This is a genomic window from Xanthomonas sp. NCPPB 2933 (assembly GCF_056725225.1).
Genome location: NZ_CM161518.1, coordinates 3,640,205 through 3,655,801, shown reverse-complemented (window position 1 = coordinate 3,655,801; position 15,597 = coordinate 3,640,205). Strand labels below are relative to the sequence as shown.

Annotated in this window: 23 protein-coding genes; all 23 read right to left on the bottom strand. The window is 64.7% G+C overall.

Annotated elements, in window-relative coordinates; all coding sequences use genetic code 11:
- Positions 1-5 precede the first annotated feature (5 nt).
- The 23 genes from AC1PLU_RS15090 to AC1PLU_RS14980 all read right to left on the bottom strand — a co-directional run bounded on the left by AC1PLU_RS15090 (position 6) and on the right by AC1PLU_RS14980 (position 15,581).
- Complete coding sequence (locus AC1PLU_RS15090) at positions 6-446, bottom strand: hypothetical protein (RefSeq protein ID WP_481106642.1); 441 nt, start codon at positions 444-446, stop codon at positions 6-8.
- On the bottom strand, positions 350-709 hold the full coding sequence (locus tag AC1PLU_RS15085; protein WP_116903881.1) for a hypothetical protein: 360 nt from the start codon (positions 707-709) through the stop codon (positions 350-352). The genes AC1PLU_RS15090 and AC1PLU_RS15085 overlap by 97 nt, the downstream gene beginning before the upstream one ends.
- Before the next feature lie 155 nt (positions 710-864).
- Positions 865-1,845, bottom strand: coding sequence for a hypothetical protein (locus AC1PLU_RS15080; RefSeq protein ID WP_057671329.1), 981 nt, complete (start codon positions 1,843-1,845; stop codon positions 865-867).
- 4 nt (positions 1,846-1,849) lie between these two features.
- Positions 1,850-2,065: a hypothetical protein gene (locus AC1PLU_RS15075; RefSeq protein WP_481106641.1), complete on the bottom strand. Its 216-nt coding sequence runs from the start codon at positions 2,063-2,065 to the stop codon at positions 1,850-1,852.
- Entirely contained in the window at positions 2,062-2,511 is a 450-nt protein-coding gene (locus AC1PLU_RS15070; RefSeq protein ID WP_481106640.1) for a phage tail terminator protein, read from the bottom strand. The genes AC1PLU_RS15075 and AC1PLU_RS15070 overlap by 4 nt, the downstream gene beginning before the upstream one ends.
- A complete protein-coding gene (locus tag AC1PLU_RS15065) occupies positions 2,511-3,008 on the bottom strand; it encodes a gp436 family protein (RefSeq protein WP_481106639.1) in 498 nt (165 codons plus the stop codon). The genes AC1PLU_RS15070 and AC1PLU_RS15065 overlap by 1 nt, the downstream gene beginning before the upstream one ends.
- A 12-nt stretch (positions 3,009-3,020) precedes the next feature.
- A complete protein-coding gene (locus AC1PLU_RS15060; protein WP_481106638.1) occupies positions 3,021-3,536 on the bottom strand; it encodes a hypothetical protein in 516 nt (171 codons plus the stop codon).
- A gap of 129 nt (positions 3,537-3,665) precedes the next feature.
- The gene (locus tag AC1PLU_RS15055; RefSeq protein WP_481106637.1) at positions 3,666-4,565 is read right to left on the bottom strand and encodes a Mu-like prophage major head subunit gpT family protein; all 900 of its coding nucleotides are present in this window, start codon (positions 4,563-4,565) and stop codon (positions 3,666-3,668) included.
- Between the two features lie 34 nt (positions 4,566-4,599).
- Positions 4,600-5,004, bottom strand: coding sequence for a hypothetical protein (locus AC1PLU_RS15050; RefSeq protein WP_227971370.1), 405 nt, complete (start codon positions 5,002-5,004; stop codon positions 4,600-4,602).
- Positions 5,005-5,046: 42 nt separating this feature from the next.
- Entirely contained in the window at positions 5,047-6,162 is a 1,116-nt protein-coding gene (locus tag AC1PLU_RS15045) for a phage protease (RefSeq protein ID WP_481106636.1), read from the bottom strand.
- A gap of 275 nt (positions 6,163-6,437) precedes the next feature.
- Positions 6,438-6,971, bottom strand: coding sequence for a phage virion morphogenesis protein (locus AC1PLU_RS15040; protein ID WP_057671340.1), 534 nt, complete (start codon positions 6,969-6,971; stop codon positions 6,438-6,440).
- Positions 6,968-7,606, bottom strand: a complete 639-nt coding sequence (locus AC1PLU_RS15035) for a phage head morphogenesis protein (RefSeq protein ID WP_481106635.1) — start codon at positions 7,604-7,606, stop codon at positions 6,968-6,970. The genes AC1PLU_RS15040 and AC1PLU_RS15035 overlap by 4 nt, the downstream gene beginning before the upstream one ends.
- Positions 7,599-9,185: a DUF935 domain-containing protein gene (locus AC1PLU_RS15030; protein ID WP_481106634.1), complete on the bottom strand. Its 1,587-nt coding sequence runs from the start codon at positions 9,183-9,185 to the stop codon at positions 7,599-7,601. The genes AC1PLU_RS15035 and AC1PLU_RS15030 overlap by 8 nt, the downstream gene beginning before the upstream one ends.
- Positions 9,179-10,741: a hypothetical protein gene (locus tag AC1PLU_RS15025; protein ID WP_481106633.1), complete on the bottom strand. Its 1,563-nt coding sequence runs from the start codon at positions 10,739-10,741 to the stop codon at positions 9,179-9,181. The genes AC1PLU_RS15030 and AC1PLU_RS15025 overlap by 7 nt, the downstream gene beginning before the upstream one ends.
- Positions 10,738-11,304, bottom strand: a complete 567-nt coding sequence (locus AC1PLU_RS15020) for a phage protein Gp27 family protein (RefSeq protein WP_481106632.1) — start codon at positions 11,302-11,304, stop codon at positions 10,738-10,740. Before AC1PLU_RS15020 ends, AC1PLU_RS15025 begins: the two co-directional genes overlap by 4 nt.
- Before the next feature lie 4 nt (positions 11,305-11,308).
- On the bottom strand, positions 11,309-11,614 hold the full coding sequence (locus tag AC1PLU_RS15015; RefSeq protein WP_116903906.1) for a VpaChn25_0724 family phage protein: 306 nt from the start codon (positions 11,612-11,614) through the stop codon (positions 11,309-11,311).
- Complete coding sequence (locus AC1PLU_RS15010) at positions 11,614-11,871, bottom strand: hypothetical protein (protein ID WP_116903907.1); 258 nt, start codon at positions 11,869-11,871, stop codon at positions 11,614-11,616. The genes AC1PLU_RS15015 and AC1PLU_RS15010 overlap by 1 nt, the downstream gene beginning before the upstream one ends.
- Positions 11,868-12,155: a TraR/DksA C4-type zinc finger protein gene (locus AC1PLU_RS15005; protein ID WP_116903908.1), complete on the bottom strand. Its 288-nt coding sequence runs from the start codon at positions 12,153-12,155 to the stop codon at positions 11,868-11,870. Before AC1PLU_RS15005 ends, AC1PLU_RS15010 begins: the two co-directional genes overlap by 4 nt.
- 138 nt (positions 12,156-12,293) lie before the next feature.
- Positions 12,294-12,983 (bottom strand): hypothetical protein, encoded by a 690-nt coding sequence (locus AC1PLU_RS15000; protein ID WP_481106631.1) that lies wholly within the window; start codon positions 12,981-12,983, stop codon positions 12,294-12,296.
- Positions 12,974-13,675, bottom strand: coding sequence for a transglycosylase SLT domain-containing protein (locus AC1PLU_RS14995; protein ID WP_481106630.1), 702 nt, complete (start codon positions 13,673-13,675; stop codon positions 12,974-12,976). Before AC1PLU_RS14995 ends, AC1PLU_RS15000 begins: the two co-directional genes overlap by 10 nt.
- The gene (locus AC1PLU_RS14990; RefSeq protein WP_057671361.1) at positions 13,672-13,992 is read right to left on the bottom strand and encodes a putative holin; all 321 of its coding nucleotides are present in this window, start codon (positions 13,990-13,992) and stop codon (positions 13,672-13,674) included. The genes AC1PLU_RS14995 and AC1PLU_RS14990 overlap by 4 nt, the downstream gene beginning before the upstream one ends.
- A gap of 564 nt (positions 13,993-14,556) precedes the next feature.
- Positions 14,557-14,991 (bottom strand): Mor transcription activator family protein, encoded by a 435-nt coding sequence (locus tag AC1PLU_RS14985; protein WP_228957685.1) that lies wholly within the window; start codon positions 14,989-14,991, stop codon positions 14,557-14,559.
- Positions 14,988-15,581: a hypothetical protein gene (locus tag AC1PLU_RS14980; protein WP_481106629.1), complete on the bottom strand. Its 594-nt coding sequence runs from the start codon at positions 15,579-15,581 to the stop codon at positions 14,988-14,990. Before AC1PLU_RS14980 ends, AC1PLU_RS14985 begins: the two co-directional genes overlap by 4 nt.
- Between the last annotated feature and the right edge of the window lie 16 nt (positions 15,582-15,597).

Here is a 15,597-nt window from a genome sequence, read left to right as displayed (position 1 = left end):
GGTGCCTATGTGGTTGCTTCGTTTCTGGCCTGGCGAGTGGCTTGCACCAGCACCGCGATGCAGGCGACCAGGTCGTCGTAGGCGCTGGGTGCGATGCGGTGAAGCCGCGCGGCAGCTTCCAGTTCCATCGCAGTGATGCCGTCGTAGATCGGCGTATGCATACCGGTGATCCAGTGCGCCCGACATTGCCGAAATACCATCACGGCTTGCCAGTTTTCTTGCAGTACTTCGATCAGCTCGACGGCTTTCTCTGGGTTACCGCCGTCGCGTAAAAAATCCGCCGCACTAACGGCCAGATCAGGTTCTTCATCGTCCTGATCCTGACCGCCAGTGCGGGGACCCTTCCCAATCAGCGCCCGCGCGACGGCTTCGAGTTTTTTACGCGGGCGTCGCCGTACTGCTCGAAATAAGCCTGCAGGATCGCTGCCTGCAGGAAGGTGGACCATTGGCCGGTGCGGACTTCAGTCAGCGCGGCGTCGCCATTGATGGGTTTTGCGTCCTCATCGCCCAACCCGTCCACGTCGACCAGAAACAGGTCCAGGTACTCGGCGTCGGTGGTGTCCTTTTCCGACAACTCGCGCATGCGGTCCTTGGAAATGATCTTCACCTTGCAGGTGATCGTGCCTTCGTTGAAGGAGTTGGGATTGTCGGTGGGTAGCCGCAGCTTGACCGGCATTGCCACGGTCTCGCTCTTGGTCAGTCGGAGCATTGTTTCGAATCCTTTGGGAAGGTGGTTTAAAGCCCGCTTGATCGCGGGGTATGGCCACTTTGCCCACGCGCGCGATGGCGCCGGGACTAACAACGGCTAATGCAAAGGCCCCGCACTTGGCGGGGCTTCTGTCTGGTCACACGGAACGTGGAGGGTTACGGCGTGCTATCGCCGAACTCGATGTAGAACTCATCGCCGCCGGTGTCGCTGGCCACGCACGGGCCGGACAATTCCCAGCCGTAGTCGCCATCGATCTCGGTCTCGTTGATGGACTCGATCTGCCCACGGATGCCCAGCTCGCTGTACAGCTGGTTGGTGGGCGTCAACCGCAGCGCCACCGTGATCGGTGTGGCCGCATCGCGCACTGCCCACGGGTTGAAGTCGGCCAGTGCCGTCTTGGCGATACGCAGCGTCCAGGTCGGCGCACGGTCGGTGATGCCGGTTTCCTTGTGGCTGGTGTATTCCTTGGGCGTGATCGTGTTGGCGAAGTCCACCGACAACGACTTGGCCCAGCACAGCAACGGTGCGCCACCTGGCAGCAGCGTGATGTGCGTTTCGGTGTTGTTGGCGCGTGCGATCGCCGGCACCGTATCCGGCAGCGTGAGGGTCGGCAACGCGTCCTCGTTGATCGTTTCGTAGTCGCCCTGGATACGGATGTTGCCCTTGAAGCGATCGCCGACCGCCAGGATCAGGCTGGACACGTTGTGGCGCGCCGCTGCGACTTGCTTGAGCGTGCCGGCATGCCACCACTTCGCATCCGACAGCGGAATGTTGGCGCTGATCGGGTTGTAACGCGTGGTCTTGGCAGCTGCGTCTTTGACCACGGTCATACCAGCGGGCAGAAGCAGCACGGCGCAGTTGGCGTCGCTGGTCGCAGCAGCACCCGGCGTAACAGGCGGGTACAACTCGAACTCACCTTCAATGAAGGCGCGCTTGTTGCCGACCGCGAACGGCTGGCCAGTGAAGTGCGGGCGATCGATCGGGCGTTCGACCTTGTCGAACTCCGTGCCAGAGGTGCCGTTGAACAGCAGCACGCCATTGGCGGCAGCGCTCGGGACGACGGGCATGTTGGCAGCGGCGCGGAGTGCCAGCGCCAGGCCGCGTCGCTTGAAGGGTTCGAGATTGGGCTGAGCCATTGGCTTATTCCTTGGGCTTGGTAGAACGGACGGCTCGCGCCGTAGGGGTGGGGGCATCTGCGTCGGGGACCGGCAGACCGGGGCCGCCCAGACGGATGTCGGTATGGGCGTAGATCGGCTCGACGACCTGCGTGATCTGCGGTGCCTCGGTCGATTCGTCGATCAACTGACCGTCGACGACGCGCCAGGCGCCGCCGCTTATGGGGGTTGGCTTGTTCATGGGATGACCTGATGGGACATGCGGTAATTGGTGCCGAACACCTGCTGGCTGACCAACCAGCCGGCGGCATAACTCTCATCGCGGCCGGCCTGGAATGAGAGAGCATCGAAGGCATCCACCGGCGCCCAGCCGAACAGCGCAGCGCGCACTTGCGGGATGATTTCTTCATCCATCTGGACGCGCGCGCCGCCACCTGTCTGCTCATCGCCGTAGTGGCGAACGAACAGCACCACGCGCAGGGTCACGTCGCAGTTCTGGATCGCCAGTGGCCCGGTGTATTTGATCGCCCGGCCAACCTCGGCCGCTGTGATGTAGGCGCTCACGGCCACACGCGGCTGCTGCGCCAGGGCAGTGGCAAGGTCTGCAGCGTTGCCAACGCCAAGCAGCACAGGAGCGCGCAGGCGCAGCCGCTCCACTGCAGCACTCACCGGGAATGGGCCCAGCATTACGGCATCACCCTGCGCCCGAAGACCTTGTGGCCCGGATCGATAAGTATCTCTCCCAGTGCGCTACCACCAATGGTCGGATCTTCGATTCCCAGGCTGAACTTGCCCTCGGCGATCAGCTGCAAGAATTTCATCGCATCGCGGTAGTCGCGTGCCACCGGATCGGTGCGGTCGTCGGTGATGCGATCGTTGTGCAGCTTGTAGCGAACGATCGCCCGCGACCAGGTCACGAGAATGGCGGGAGGGTTGGGCAGCGGCAATGTGTAACGGCGACCGAGATAGCCATCGATCACCGCATCGGCCTCGGCGATCGCCTGCGCAATGCGCGCAGCCGCTGCGTCGGCGTGGACAACCTCGACGGCCGGGTAGCCGCCGCGATCGCCGGCACGCAGCGTCAGCTCCATCAGCTCGGCGGCGACCGGGCGCTGATGCTTGTCGCTGGCGACCTGTGCCAGTTCGAGCGCGCCGGGCATCTCGGCAAGCTGCAGGAGCGTCACGTAGGGCATCGCTTATTCGCCCTTATTTTCTGTGGCGGGCTTGTCCGCTGCAGCCTTGGTGCCTTTACCAGATGCACGGCCTGCTGCGTTTGCCGTACCAGCACCTGCAGCCCCGGCTGCCGCTTTCTCAGCAGCCTGCTTGTCTGCGGCGATACGATCGGCTTCGGCTTTTTCTGCAGCCTGCTTGTCTGCGGCGATACGATCGGCTTCCGCTTTTTCTGCGGCCCGCTTTTCTGCGGCGATGCGATCGGCCTCGGCCTTTTCTGCAGCCCGCTTTTCTGCGGCGATGCGCTCAGCCTCAGCCTTCTGGGCTGACGCCTGCTCGATCGCTTCGCGCTCCATGCGCTCTTCGTCAGACTCCACGAATGGCAGCACGACCAGCTCCGGGTCCTCGGCGATCGCCCGCAGCTGGTCTTCGGTCAATCCATCGTCTTCGGAGAGTTGTCGACCGGCTCGGGTGAAGTGCAAACCGGCGCGCCAGCGGCCATGCTCGGACCTGGATTTGACTGTGACTTTGTTTGTGGCCATGTGCCATCTCCTGAAACAGGGAGTGGATGCGGCCTGTGGCCGCGATCCATGTCGGAATGGGGCGGCTCCTTCCCGGATCGGAAGCCGCAAAGAACGCAGCACCGAGGTGCTGGCCGGGTTCTCAGGCGGTTAGGCCAACCAGGCCACGTCCTCGACCTTGACCAGATCCTTGAGCACGTTTTCAGCGCCGTTGGTCAGCGTGGTCGCGCTGACCAACTTGGCAGCGGTGAACTTCTGTGCCGGCGCCACGACCAGGTGCGTGGGCTTCAGGCCCAGCGGTCGACCGTGGTCGCCCTTGCGCGAGGTGAACTCGGTGTACGCAGCGATGAGGTTTTCTTCGGTCAGCGGCTTGCGGCTGCCGTAGGCCATCTGCCAGAAACCAAAGCCGACATTGCGGCGGCTGTCGCTGCCGTAGACGTATTCACCCTTGTCGAACACGTTGTCGTCGGTGTCCGAGGTCTTGGCCACGAAGTTGGGCAGCTTGCGGTTCTGCAGGATGATCGGCTTGATCGCGCGCGAGTTGTCGAGCAGATACCAGGCCAGGCCCGCACCGCCGTTGTTGTCCCAGTTGGACTGGACGCCCGTCGTGCCGTCTTCGTTGATGACCGGGTGATCGGTGTCGAAGAAGTTCTGCCCGTCGTAGCACAGCGTGGTTGGGCCGGCCTTGAGCAGGTTAAACACCAGCTGGTCGGGATGCGCAGCGGTGGCACGACCCATCTCCGTGAACAGCGGCGTGTAGACGCCGTACTGGTCGTCTTCGATCTTGTCGCGCGGCACCGCGATGGTGAGCTCGAACGGCTTATTCTTGATCGTGTAGCCGTGCGACTGGATGCCGTTGATGACGCGATCGCCGAGCCACTCGCGCACATTCGGCATCTGACCGAGCCAGCCGTATTCCTCGGCGCCGGTGGTGGACGGCACAACGGTGACGAACGGTTCGTACTGGGTGGGCGCTTGCCCCAGACCGCCTTGGAACGCCGCCTTGAAGGCGATGTGCAGGCTGGTCAAATTGCCTTTGTTGATGATCATCTGGATCTCTCGTCGGAATGAGGGTGAAGTGGAATCAGCCGACCAGGACCCAGACGCCACCGGCGTCCACGTCGATGATCTTGCCTGCCGCCTTGCGGGCGGCGCTGTTGTCGGTCTTGGCCACCGTCTGGTCGTCGACGATGAACGCGGTGTTGCCGATGTCGGCGCGCGTGATCAGGTCGGCGGCGGCGCTGTTGGCGAACTGGAAGGCGGCTGCCCGTGTGCCTTCCACGCGGGCAGTGCCGTCGCCGGCTACGGTGTCCTCGGCGACGCCTACCGCGTTGCCGGAGGCCGCCGTTCCACCAGGCACGGCGTTGCCGTTGGCGGTCAGCAGGGCAAAAAGAGTGCCCGCATAGATGGTCGTGCCGGGGTTGACCGGGTGGCTTACCCGGTCGGCGTTACGCCGCTTGGTATTGCGGCCTTCGATTGCTGCAGTCATTGAGAGGGTGTCTCGCTCAGGGTCGGATCAAATGAGAGGCGGTCAGGCTTTGGGCTTGCTGGCCGCAAAGTCCTTCGGGTCGATGCCGGTGGCGCTGCACACCGCCAGCTCATCGGCGGTCAGGCCGTTCTCGTCCTTGCCGCCTGTCGGCTGGCGGCCACCGGTTTGCGTCGCGCTGAGCGCGGCGAGGGGCTGAGCGGTGCCGAGGTAGGACGTGAGTGAGGCGATGTCGCTCTTGCCCAGGCCAGTCGCCCAGTCTTTCTGCGCCGGCAGCAGACGCCCATCGGCCAGGCCCTGGTCGACCAGCTCGTTGACCTTGCGGTCGATGTTCTCGGCCGACAGGGCGGCCAGCTGTCCCTTGATTTCCTCGACCACGCCGACGGGCACGTACTTGGCCGGGTCGGGTACGGCGGCCGCCCTGGTCTTGAGCGCGCTGCAGGCGGCAACTGCGCCCTCGGGGCCAGTGCCCAAGGTGGTGGCCAGCTGGTCCAGCGTGTCCAGCTTCGGACGGAGTGCGGAACAGGCGGCGATGGCCTGGTCTTCGGTGGTGGTCTCGGGCAGGGCGAGTGCGGCCAGGATGGCCTTGAGCAGCGGATTCATTGAATGTTCCTTGTCGGGATCGGAGAAGCCGAACGTGGCGGCCGCGCGGCGGGCGAGCGGCTCCATGCCATCGATGGCGGGGTGATTGGTGAACGCGGCCATCTCGATGGCCAGCACGTCCCCGGTGTTCTCGTCGTAGCGGAACACCGGGGAGACATACCGGTACTCACCGGCTTGGATCAGTTCGGCGGCGCGGCTGGTCAGCTCAACGCTTGCCCACAGGCCGGTGTCGCGCCATTGCAGCGCTCGCATCCAGGCCGCCGCCGGCGCCGGCTGCCCGTTGGTCTCTTTGTGCAGGGTCTGGTGTTCGTAATCCACCACGGGCGGATTGAGGCGCGCGTTGAAGCGCTCCATGACGCGTGCGGCGACGGCCTGGTCGATGTGCCAGGCCGGTACGGACATCTCACGGCCATCGCTCGGACGGAACGCACCGGCCGGGGTCAGTTGGATGTCCAGCGTGAGCTCGGGGCCGACTGGCGGTAGTGCGAATGCACACGCGGCCAGGGCAACGCCTGTGCGGCGAGTGGGCTGGGTAGAACGGGGGGTGGCAGTGCTCATCCCGGCCAGTGTTGGCGCCGGGGCGCCGCGCTCGGGACTAGCGTGCGCTAGTGCCTCGATCAGCTCGGGCGCGCGCATCGCAGGGGCGAGGAAACATACCACCGGAACAAGCGGCCGGACGGTTTCGGCGGCGGTGGCGCGGAGGGGCCGGCCTTGAAGCGCGTTTGAAAGCCGTTTAAATCGCTCTCAGTGGGCCACGGCCCCCTGACGAGGGACGGTGGGAGCGCCCGAGGGGCTTGGCAGGCCCCTGGGGCGCGTTTGAGAGGCTCGCCCGCTCAGGTGGATTCAGGGGTCAGTTCGAGCCAGGCGATCGCCAGTGCGTCGATCGCCGCTTCGTCTTCGGTGCTGATGCCCAGGAACGGCCGTGCCGGCAGTCCGGGGTGATGCACCTTCTGCACAAATGCGGGCTTCTCTGCGCCCGACTTGCTGGTACGCGTGCCCATGCCTGGCCAGAACAGCGCCTTGCCGTTCTTGGCCTCGATCACGTAGGGGTCGGTGCCCTCCTGGTGCCACCGTGCCTGCTTGGCGGTCGCACTGATCTCCACCCAATCCGGACCGGCGCTGGGAAAGATCTCATCGCGCATCCGCCCCGAGTCGCGTAGCGGCGTGCGGCCGCTGCCATCGGCCAACGGCTCCCAGGCAACGCCGTCAGGCCCGATGCCGGTGGCGAAGCGCGCCTGCGTGCTTTCGGTCAACGTCTCGCCGATATCGGCCATCAGGCCACTTATGTCGCTACTGCGATCGAGCAGCTGCGCGAACCAGCGCTTGGCCTGCGCATCGTCGATCAGGACAACCAATGCATCGGTCATGGCTGTGCCGCCTGGCCGACGTTGTAGGCCCACTCCGGCGGTGGGTCGCCTGGTGTGTCTGCCGGCGCTGCGTCGGGCTGCGCTTTGCCCAACGCACGCAGTCGGGCTGCGGACACGCCGGTGGCGGTGCAGCGGCAGCCCCAGCCATTGGGTGGGTAATGGGCACGCCACCACGGGTCGTCGGTGGCGATGATCAGCCCGTTCCAGCGCCGGTGCTGCTCGCGCGGGTTGGCCACTGTGTTGTGCACGTACTTCAGGTAAGGGAAGCCCTTGAGCGTCTCCCAGCGGCCGGCCTGGTAAGAGGTGCGCAGATTGGTGTGGTAGATGATCGAGGTGCGCCAGGCCGTGCGTGCGGCCGTCTCCGAGCCGGTCCAGCCCACCCAGCCATTGCGCGCCACGATCCCACTGAAGCGGGCGCGGAAGTCGGCGATGGTCTCGCCGTCATTGATCGCTGCCGCCACTGCCTGGCGCAGATCTTCCAGCAGTGCATCCTTGGTCGCCCCGGCCACGGTGAAGGCCTTGGCGTGCTGCGCTTGCCACAGTTCGTCCCAGCGCCAGGTCGGCAGATTGAGCTTGCGCTGGAAGTAGTCGCGCGCCTCGGGGAACGCGCGGAAGCTGCCGGAGATCTCAGCCATCGGCGTCGTCCCATGCATCCGACATGCCGGCGATTCCCGCCACGGCCAGCGCTTCACCCATCGCAGCGGTCAGAGCGTCGACGGACATCGTCGTCTGCAGTTGGCTCAGCCCCGCAAGCAATGCGTCCAGCGAGTCCGAAGCGTCGACCAGCGCTTTGACCTGGTCGACCATGTCCTTGATTGCCGGGTCTGCCTGGCGCTGAAGTAGCACGGTCAATTGGTCCTCGCGATCTGCAGGTGCTGCGGCAGGACGCGCGACAGCGGCAGTGGCCGCAGCGACCTTGCTAGGTTGCGGTGTGGGCGGGGCGGCCTCCTGCAGCGGCACCAGCACATCCTTGTCGTTGGCTTCTGCCTGCGGGATGCCCAGCTCGGTGTGTGCCCAGCCACGATTGATGCGCATGCCCATCCCAACCAGCTTCGGCAGCGCTTCGGCAAAAACGGTGATGTCCTTGCTCTCGGCAATATCCAGCTTTAGGCGCGGGCATCGCAGATAGCCATCGGGCGCCAGGCCGTTGAGCACCGCGATCGGATAGACCAGGTCGCGCGAAAGCGTGGCTGCAACCTGCTTGGCATCGGAGTCCTTCAGCTCCTTGCGGACTTCGTTGTGCACGTTGCCCAGCGCGTTGGTGTTGCTGCCGCGATCGGCCTGGCTGGTCAGCGTGGCGCCCAGGATGACTTTGCTCTCGGTGCGCTCGCACCAATCCATCATCAACTCGAACGCCTTGGGATCGCCATCGGCGACCGTCGGGAAGTCCAGCGTCATGCCGTCCGGGATGATGCCGGCCGCGTTGTGACCGATCTGCACCAAGGCGCGCAGCAGCGTTGCCTTCTCCTTTTCGCTGGCGCCGGGCGGGTACTTGCCCACCCGCATCGGAATGCCGTAGATCTCCAGGAACTCGGCCAGGTCGCCCACGCTGTAGTTCTTGAACAGATACGGCCACACCAGGGCGCGGAACAAGCTGGCGCGCTCCACGTAGCCGCTGCGGGCCTTATGCGTGTGGGTGATCCAGCCGAACGGGATCAGCTCTGCGCCGTCCGGTGAGTTGTCACGCAGACGGATCTGCTGACGATAGCCACGGTGCAACCGGAACCACGATTGCGGGCGGTGCTCGATCGACTTGGGCACCCAGCTGCTGCCCAGCCGCTGCCATTCGATCTCCTGGCTAACGAAGCCCTTGCCGATCGCATCGGTGGTGTCGAACAGCATGGCTTCGAAGTCGTCGATGCTGCCGATCAACGCCTGCAGCTCGACCGCGTTGCGTTTCTCGGCAGGGGTCGGGTTGGCCGGTGGTTCGATCTCCCACGCCAGGCCAGACACCGCGCGTCGCCGCTTGCTCATCTCGGAGAGGATGTGGCCATCGCGCTCTTCCATGTCCTCGAACAGCTCGTACTGGGCGATCACATCGCCCTGCTCGGCGGCCAGCAGGATGCTATTGAGTTTGGACGGCGTCAGGCCACGCGCAGGGTGGCCCTGAAACTCTTGATGCAAATGCCCGACGCGGCTGGTTTGCGGCTCGTCCAGGTCGCGCAATTGAATGGGCTGGCCATCGGGGCCAAGGATGCGGGAGGTGCTCACCATGCTTGCTGTTCCGGAATGTCGATGTCGTTGTCGTCTGCCTCTGTGTCATAACCGCGGCTGCCGCGCGGAGCCGATGTCCACGCGATCTCTGCGCCGGGATGACGGCTCGCGTAGTACATGAGCGCGATCGCAATGCCGGCATCCCCGTGTCGTTGGCCACCGTCCTTGCCCACGCTGCGATCGGGTACGCGCGCCACGCCCTTGATGACCTTGATCGCGCGCAGGTCGGTCAGCACGTCTTTGTCGCGCGGCACCGCGATCGTGTCGTCTTCGAACGCCTTTTTCAGTGGCGGCATGTTTTCGCGATACCAGCCCTCCGTAGCCATCACCAGCGCAACCCGGCTAAAGCCGAACTCCTGCGCCAAAAACTCGGAGACCGCATGGCCGTTGCCACGTGCGTCCACGGCCGCCTTGACGAAGCGTGGCAGGCCCTTGATCACGAACTGCGCAATCTGGTCCTGCTGCTTGTGCGGCATGTTCCGCAGCTCGACGATGAACGGGATCTTGCGGCGCAGGTTCTGCTGGATCTGCGCCGGCACCATCACCGTGAGGTCGCCCGTGCGGCCGAAGTCCTGGCCGAACACGCTTTGCAGATCCGGGTTCAGCTGCTGCAGGCGGGGGCGCACTTCGAAGTCCAGCCATTCCTGGATCGTGCGCCAGCGCTCGCCGTCGGGCAGCTGCTCGAAGCCCTTGGGCGCGTTGTAACGCAGCACCGGCGCGCCATACATCCGCGATTCGATCAGCGAGGAACTCAGCCAGGCACCGGTGCCTTGCGACGGCACCACGTCCAACTCTTCCTCGGCGGCGGCACCGTAGAACGCGTACACGTCTGCGACCCACTTGGCCTGGGCATCCGCATCCCATGGCACGCCCTTGCGCATGCACACGCGGCCGAACAGTCCTTGATCCACTGCCTCCTTGAAACTGGTGCGGTGCACGCTGCCTTTGCGCGCACCCGAGCGGATCTCGTTGACCAGTTCGTTGAACGTGTTCTGGTCGCCATCGTGCGTGCTGATCACGCGCACCTTGCCGCCCCAGATCAGCAGCGCCAACGCAGCCTTGAGCAGCTCATCGAGCGCGCCGTGGAATGCGGCCTCATCGATCACCACCACGCCTTGCTTGCCGCGCAGGTTGGCCGGTCGGGAGGACAGGGCCACGATGCGGAAACCGGACGCGAAACGGATGGTGTAGGTCTTGATCGCCTTCTCATCGTCGCCGTCCTTGAAGACCTCCTCACCTTCTTCGATCGCCTCGGCCGCCTGGTTGAACACACGTGCCCACATGGCGCAGGCCTCGATGTACTCGATGGCCATGTCCATGTTGTAGCCGATGTAGTAAGCGTTCATGCCCCCCGCCTGGCGGGAGCTGGATGCAATGAGTACATCGTCGGATGCCTCGGCCCAGGTCAGGCCGATGCGGCGACTCTTCTCGGCAACCTTGAGGTCGCTGCGATCGGCAACCCAGTCGCGCTGATAGGGCAGCAGCACCGCATCGGTAGACGAGTTGACCTGGCGGGCCGCAGAGCGCGGGAGGTCGGCATCGAGCGGGCTGCTCATGTGGCGAGCCCCAGGATCTGCCTGCGCATCGAGGCGGCCGCGTCTTCCGACAGACCGCCGCTTTTGACCACCTTGTCCAGATTCGCGGCCTGCTCGCGCAGCAGCTGCTCGCGGGCCTCGGCGGCGATCGCCTTGCGCACGTTGATGCCGACACGCTGCGTGTCGATCGCATCCTTGGCGGCGCGGGCCATCTTGCGGATGTCGTCCACGCTGACTTTTTCCTGCGTCTGCATCTTGAGCGCCGCGTCGGTGGCCAGCGTGGTCACGGCCTGGGCAAGCAATGCGCCGGACTTCTCACCGATGCCTTCGCCCATCTCTCCGACCAGGGCTTGCGCGGCCTGGTCGATTTCACGCATGCGCGCCGTCAGCTCTGCCATGCCACGGTCGTAGCGGTGCAAGGCCGAGCGCGACACGTCCGCCGCAGCGCTGCCAGGAAAGGTGCGCTGCAGCTCGGCAATCATTTCGTCCAGGGTCAGACGCCCTTCGCGCAGCAGGCGCTCCACGTGCGCTTTCTGGTCGGCAGGCAGTCGGGTGATGCTGGACTTGGTACGACGACGGGCCATGCGCTTACTTCGGGCTCGGGCGGCTGACGCCGGGAACCACCGCCATCCCGCGTGCCACATCCATGCCACGTGCAGACAGCTCGGCCACCTGGACACCCGGCACCGTTTCGACCAGGCGCACCAGCGCCTGATCGCGCAACCAGGCCAGGTCGGTGAGCACATCGTCGCGGCTGCTGGCCACGGCCAGGTAGTCAAGACCGGCGTGCAGGATGCTGGAGTTGGCCCGGTAGCCGATCTGCTCAAACAGCAGCCGCAGCAGCACCAGGCGCCGGTCCTCGCGCAAGCGCTCGGCAAAAGTTTTCTGGGTCATCAATCGTTCTCCAACAGATGTTCTTGGACCGTTTGCATCACACGGTTGGTGGCTTGCACCTGGCCCTCGATCGAGGACAGGCGCTCGTAGATCTGCCGGGTTTCGGCATGCGTGAGGTTGGCCTGCTGATAGATCTCCAGCCGGGCGACGCGCTCGGCCAGGCCCGAATGCCGCCAGACCATCACCATGCCCAGCAGCAGGTTGCCCGCCGCCAGCACGAGCACGCCCACGAGTAGCGGAATCACGAAGTCGCTCATCGGCGTTCGACCTGGTCGGCACAACGGAAGCAGCGGCGGGTGTATGGCAGCGCCAGCTGGCGCGCCTGTGGCACCTCATCGCCGCATTCGAGGCAGTGCATCTGCACCACACGATTGAAGACGCGCGCGCGCTCCAGGGTGTGCCGCTCTTCGCGATCGCGCCGGTCTGCGTCGAACAGCTCCCAGGCGCGCGCTTCGTCTTCGTTCGCTTTGTCAGCCGCGTCGTGCACAGGGGTGCTCCCGGCCCAGGGCCAAATCGTTGATGTCGAGCGCGCATCCTTCATAGGCACGCGCTTGGCCACGCAGCGCCGCTGCGCGATCGCCGGTCAACTTCTTGGCCTGGTCATGGCACAAGCGAGCGCGTGCCTCGTAATCATTTCGCAGGCGGATCAACTCGGCCTCCGTTGCTCCGGGCTTGCGCTTCACCGCGACACTCCTTTGCGTTCAACTCCGCTTGTTCCAGTGCCTTGCAGTACCAGGCCCACGCGGTGGTTTCCCACTCGCTTACGGCCTGCGTCAGCCGGTGCATGCTGCTCTGGCAGTCGTGGTACTGCGCCGCGACCTGGTCGTGGTTGCCCAGCAACGTTCCCCACAGATCGTTGGGAGGCTGCGGCAGATCCGGGCACTGCTGGCGCAGGTTGCTTGGAATCGTTGGCGGCGGCGGGTTTGGTGGAGGGGCGCGTGTTGCTTTCGCGCCAGTGCCGCAGGACGTCAGCACCAGCGCGACCATCGCGCAGATCAGGACGTGCCCGCAGAAGCGCATCCAGGCTGGCACGCACGGCGTCGGCCTGCAGTCGGTTGGTTTCACGGTCTTCTTCTCTCAGGGTAGCGATGGCGTCCAGGCGCGCGATGGCCTGGCGGTAACTAACGGCGCTGTCCGCGCTGGTTTGCCGCAGATGCTTGACCTCGACCTGCAGCTCTTTGATGTAGGTGCGCAGCTCGGTGCGGTCTTGTACGGCCTGCCTGCCCTCGGCCCAGCGATTGCCGGCCCAGATGCCGGCAAGCAGTGCTGCCACCAGCAGCAGGACAAGCGCCCATCCGATGACGGGCAGCAGCCCCGTGACCGTGCTGCGCGTGCTGGCGCGTTTCAGGGCTTCGAGCTCTAGGTGCATGCCGCACCTCCCGGCCAACCGGCCGCCAGATACGCAGGTTCCAGGGTGAGCAAGATCCGACGCGGGTAGTGGGTGTTTTCCTTGTGCGCCCACGTGGCCCGCACGCGATAAGGCTCGACAGCGCGCCAGTCGTTGGCGTTCGCGCCGGCCTTGTAGGCGGCACTGCGCTCACGATTGAGCATCGTCTCCCCGCCGTTGTAGGCGCGGAAGGTGAAGGCCCAGCGCGAACAGTCGGACAGTGGACGCGGGCCGTAGGCCATGACGCGATCGAGCAGCCAGCGGTCGTAGAGCGCAGCGGCCAGGATGGCCTGCTGCGCATTCCAGGGATCGAAACTGACCAGGTCCTTCGGATACACCGTGGCGATCCAGCTCGCCGTCTTGGGCATGAACTGAGCGATGCCCTGCGCACCAACGGGCGACTTGGCGTCAGCCCGAAAGCCGGACTCCTGATGCAGCTGCGCGGCCAAGCGAGCGCTGGAGCCTTCCACGCCCCACGCCCGCGCCACCGCTTGTTCGACACGATGGCGATACAGCGCAGAGGCAGGCGCGACCCGCACTTGTGGCTTGGCAGCCTGCACGGTGGCGGCGCTGGCCGGGTTGATGAGGATCAGAGCGGCCAGCGGAACCAGCGACGACAGCACCAGGAACAGCACCGCATGATGGCGCGACCAGAATGCCTTCCAGCGGTTCATCCGATCAGCCCTGCGGCCAGCATTGCGCAACCCAGCAGGGTGACGCGGCGCGTCTGCGCCATGGACTTCTCGATGCCTTCCAGATAGCGCGGGTCCGCGCCACGAAACACGGTGAGATCCACGCCGAAGCCGATGGTGGCGGCCATGGTGATCTTGCTCGCCGCCCAGATGTAGCTGGCCAGCAGGATCGGATTGATCAGCGCGACGATCAGCAGCAGGAACAGGCTGACGACCAGCCATAGCCAGATGAAACCGATCCGGTCCAGCAGCGAACTGACCGACGAGACGGCGCGAACAAACGGGTTATTAGGTGACATACGCACTCCTGGTGTGAAGCCGGCGCAAGTCTTGTGACCTACGCCGGCGGGAGCGGGGTGCGATGTGTGCTGGTGGCTCGTTGCGAGCCACGTTCCCCCGGTATGCACACCTTGCGCGCGCGGGGCGATGTGCCGGGATTAGCCTGTGTTAGTGCAATAAAAAAACCCCACTCGGTGGCGAGGTTTGTGTTTACTTGCGGAGGCTTCCAACGAGATCAATCCCGCTACATAAGCCCCACTGATGTGCCCATGTCAGCTGATCGAATGGGTTGGTATCTGACGATGGCTCAAGTCTGCCATTTTCGCCATTTCGAACCCAGAACTTCTGGAACCCAACGTAAGCCCCGAATTGGTTCTTTCCATTCATCTCGCCGCAGACGACGGCTCCGTCAGGACTTACTTTCAAATTCCTAAACTGGGCGGAAGACGGATCTATCAGCTGCTCTGCGATCAGCTTTTTAGCATTTGCCTTCTTCACTATCGCGGGACCCAGAAAGATAGCTAAGCCCACGCATGCCAGTGCGGCAACCACAAGTGTGAATCTCAGTTTCCTACTCTCCAGCTTCATCCTTCCCCCCGTCCATCGAATTTAAAGCTCCCCTGCACCTTGGAGAGATGCAGCTCCTTTTGCTCACGGCAGATCCGATAGATGTGGATGTCCGTCAGTCCGTATTCGTCAGCAAGCTGGCGAATATTACCGCGCCGGGCGCGGTGGTAAATCTCTGCATCGCGCAGCGCCTTGCGTAGCCGATCACCGCGCGGCAGATAGAGCATGCGGCCGCCCGCGTACTCTGCCTGGGCCAGTACGCCTGCCGTGGCCAGCTTTGCCGCCTGCGCATCGCCTAGACCCAAACGGCGATAGGTCGACTCCAACACGGCCACCAGCGAGGCCAGCATCGGCGCCCAGCGATCTTCGGGCACATCCACGGTCCCGCGCTCGATCAGCGCGAGCGCTGCCAAGCCGGTGGGCGTGCCCCACAGATCGCCCTGGTCGCTCATGCCAACGCACCGTACTTGGCGCGTGCTTCCGCGACCTGCACTTCGGCTTCCTCTGGCGTGATCGCGCCGAGCTCCATGTGACGATCGATGAAGGCGATGGCGTTCTGCAGCTTGGACTCCGCCGGAGGCGGGAGGTTCACTGACCCGCCACTGAGGTGTTTTCCTACGCGCGCATCAGACTCACGCTGACGCTCGTTCGCGGCATCGGCCTTATCGGCCAGACCAAATACCACCGCACGCAGGTAGCCGTGCGATTCCAGCGGCAGCGACAGCGCGGCGCGCTGGGTGACCATTTGCTCCATCGCCGTTGCCCACATGCCGGCACTGGCCGGGCGCCGCACGCCGGCACGCTCGTCCTTGCAGACCGAGCCGGTGGCCACCAGCTCGGCGACCTCTGCAGCGATCTTGGCAGCGCGGCCGATCCGCAGGCTAGTCTTGGCGGGCTTGAACAGCCCAAGGTAGGCCAGTGTCGCCCGGCCTAGATCGGGCGGCATAGGTGCCACGGTCATGGCCAGGCGCTTGCCATCTTCTTCCACGAAGAAGGCAGTGATATGTGCCTGGGTGCCGCACTCGGGACAAGTGGCACGCATTAGAATCTCCTCTCCG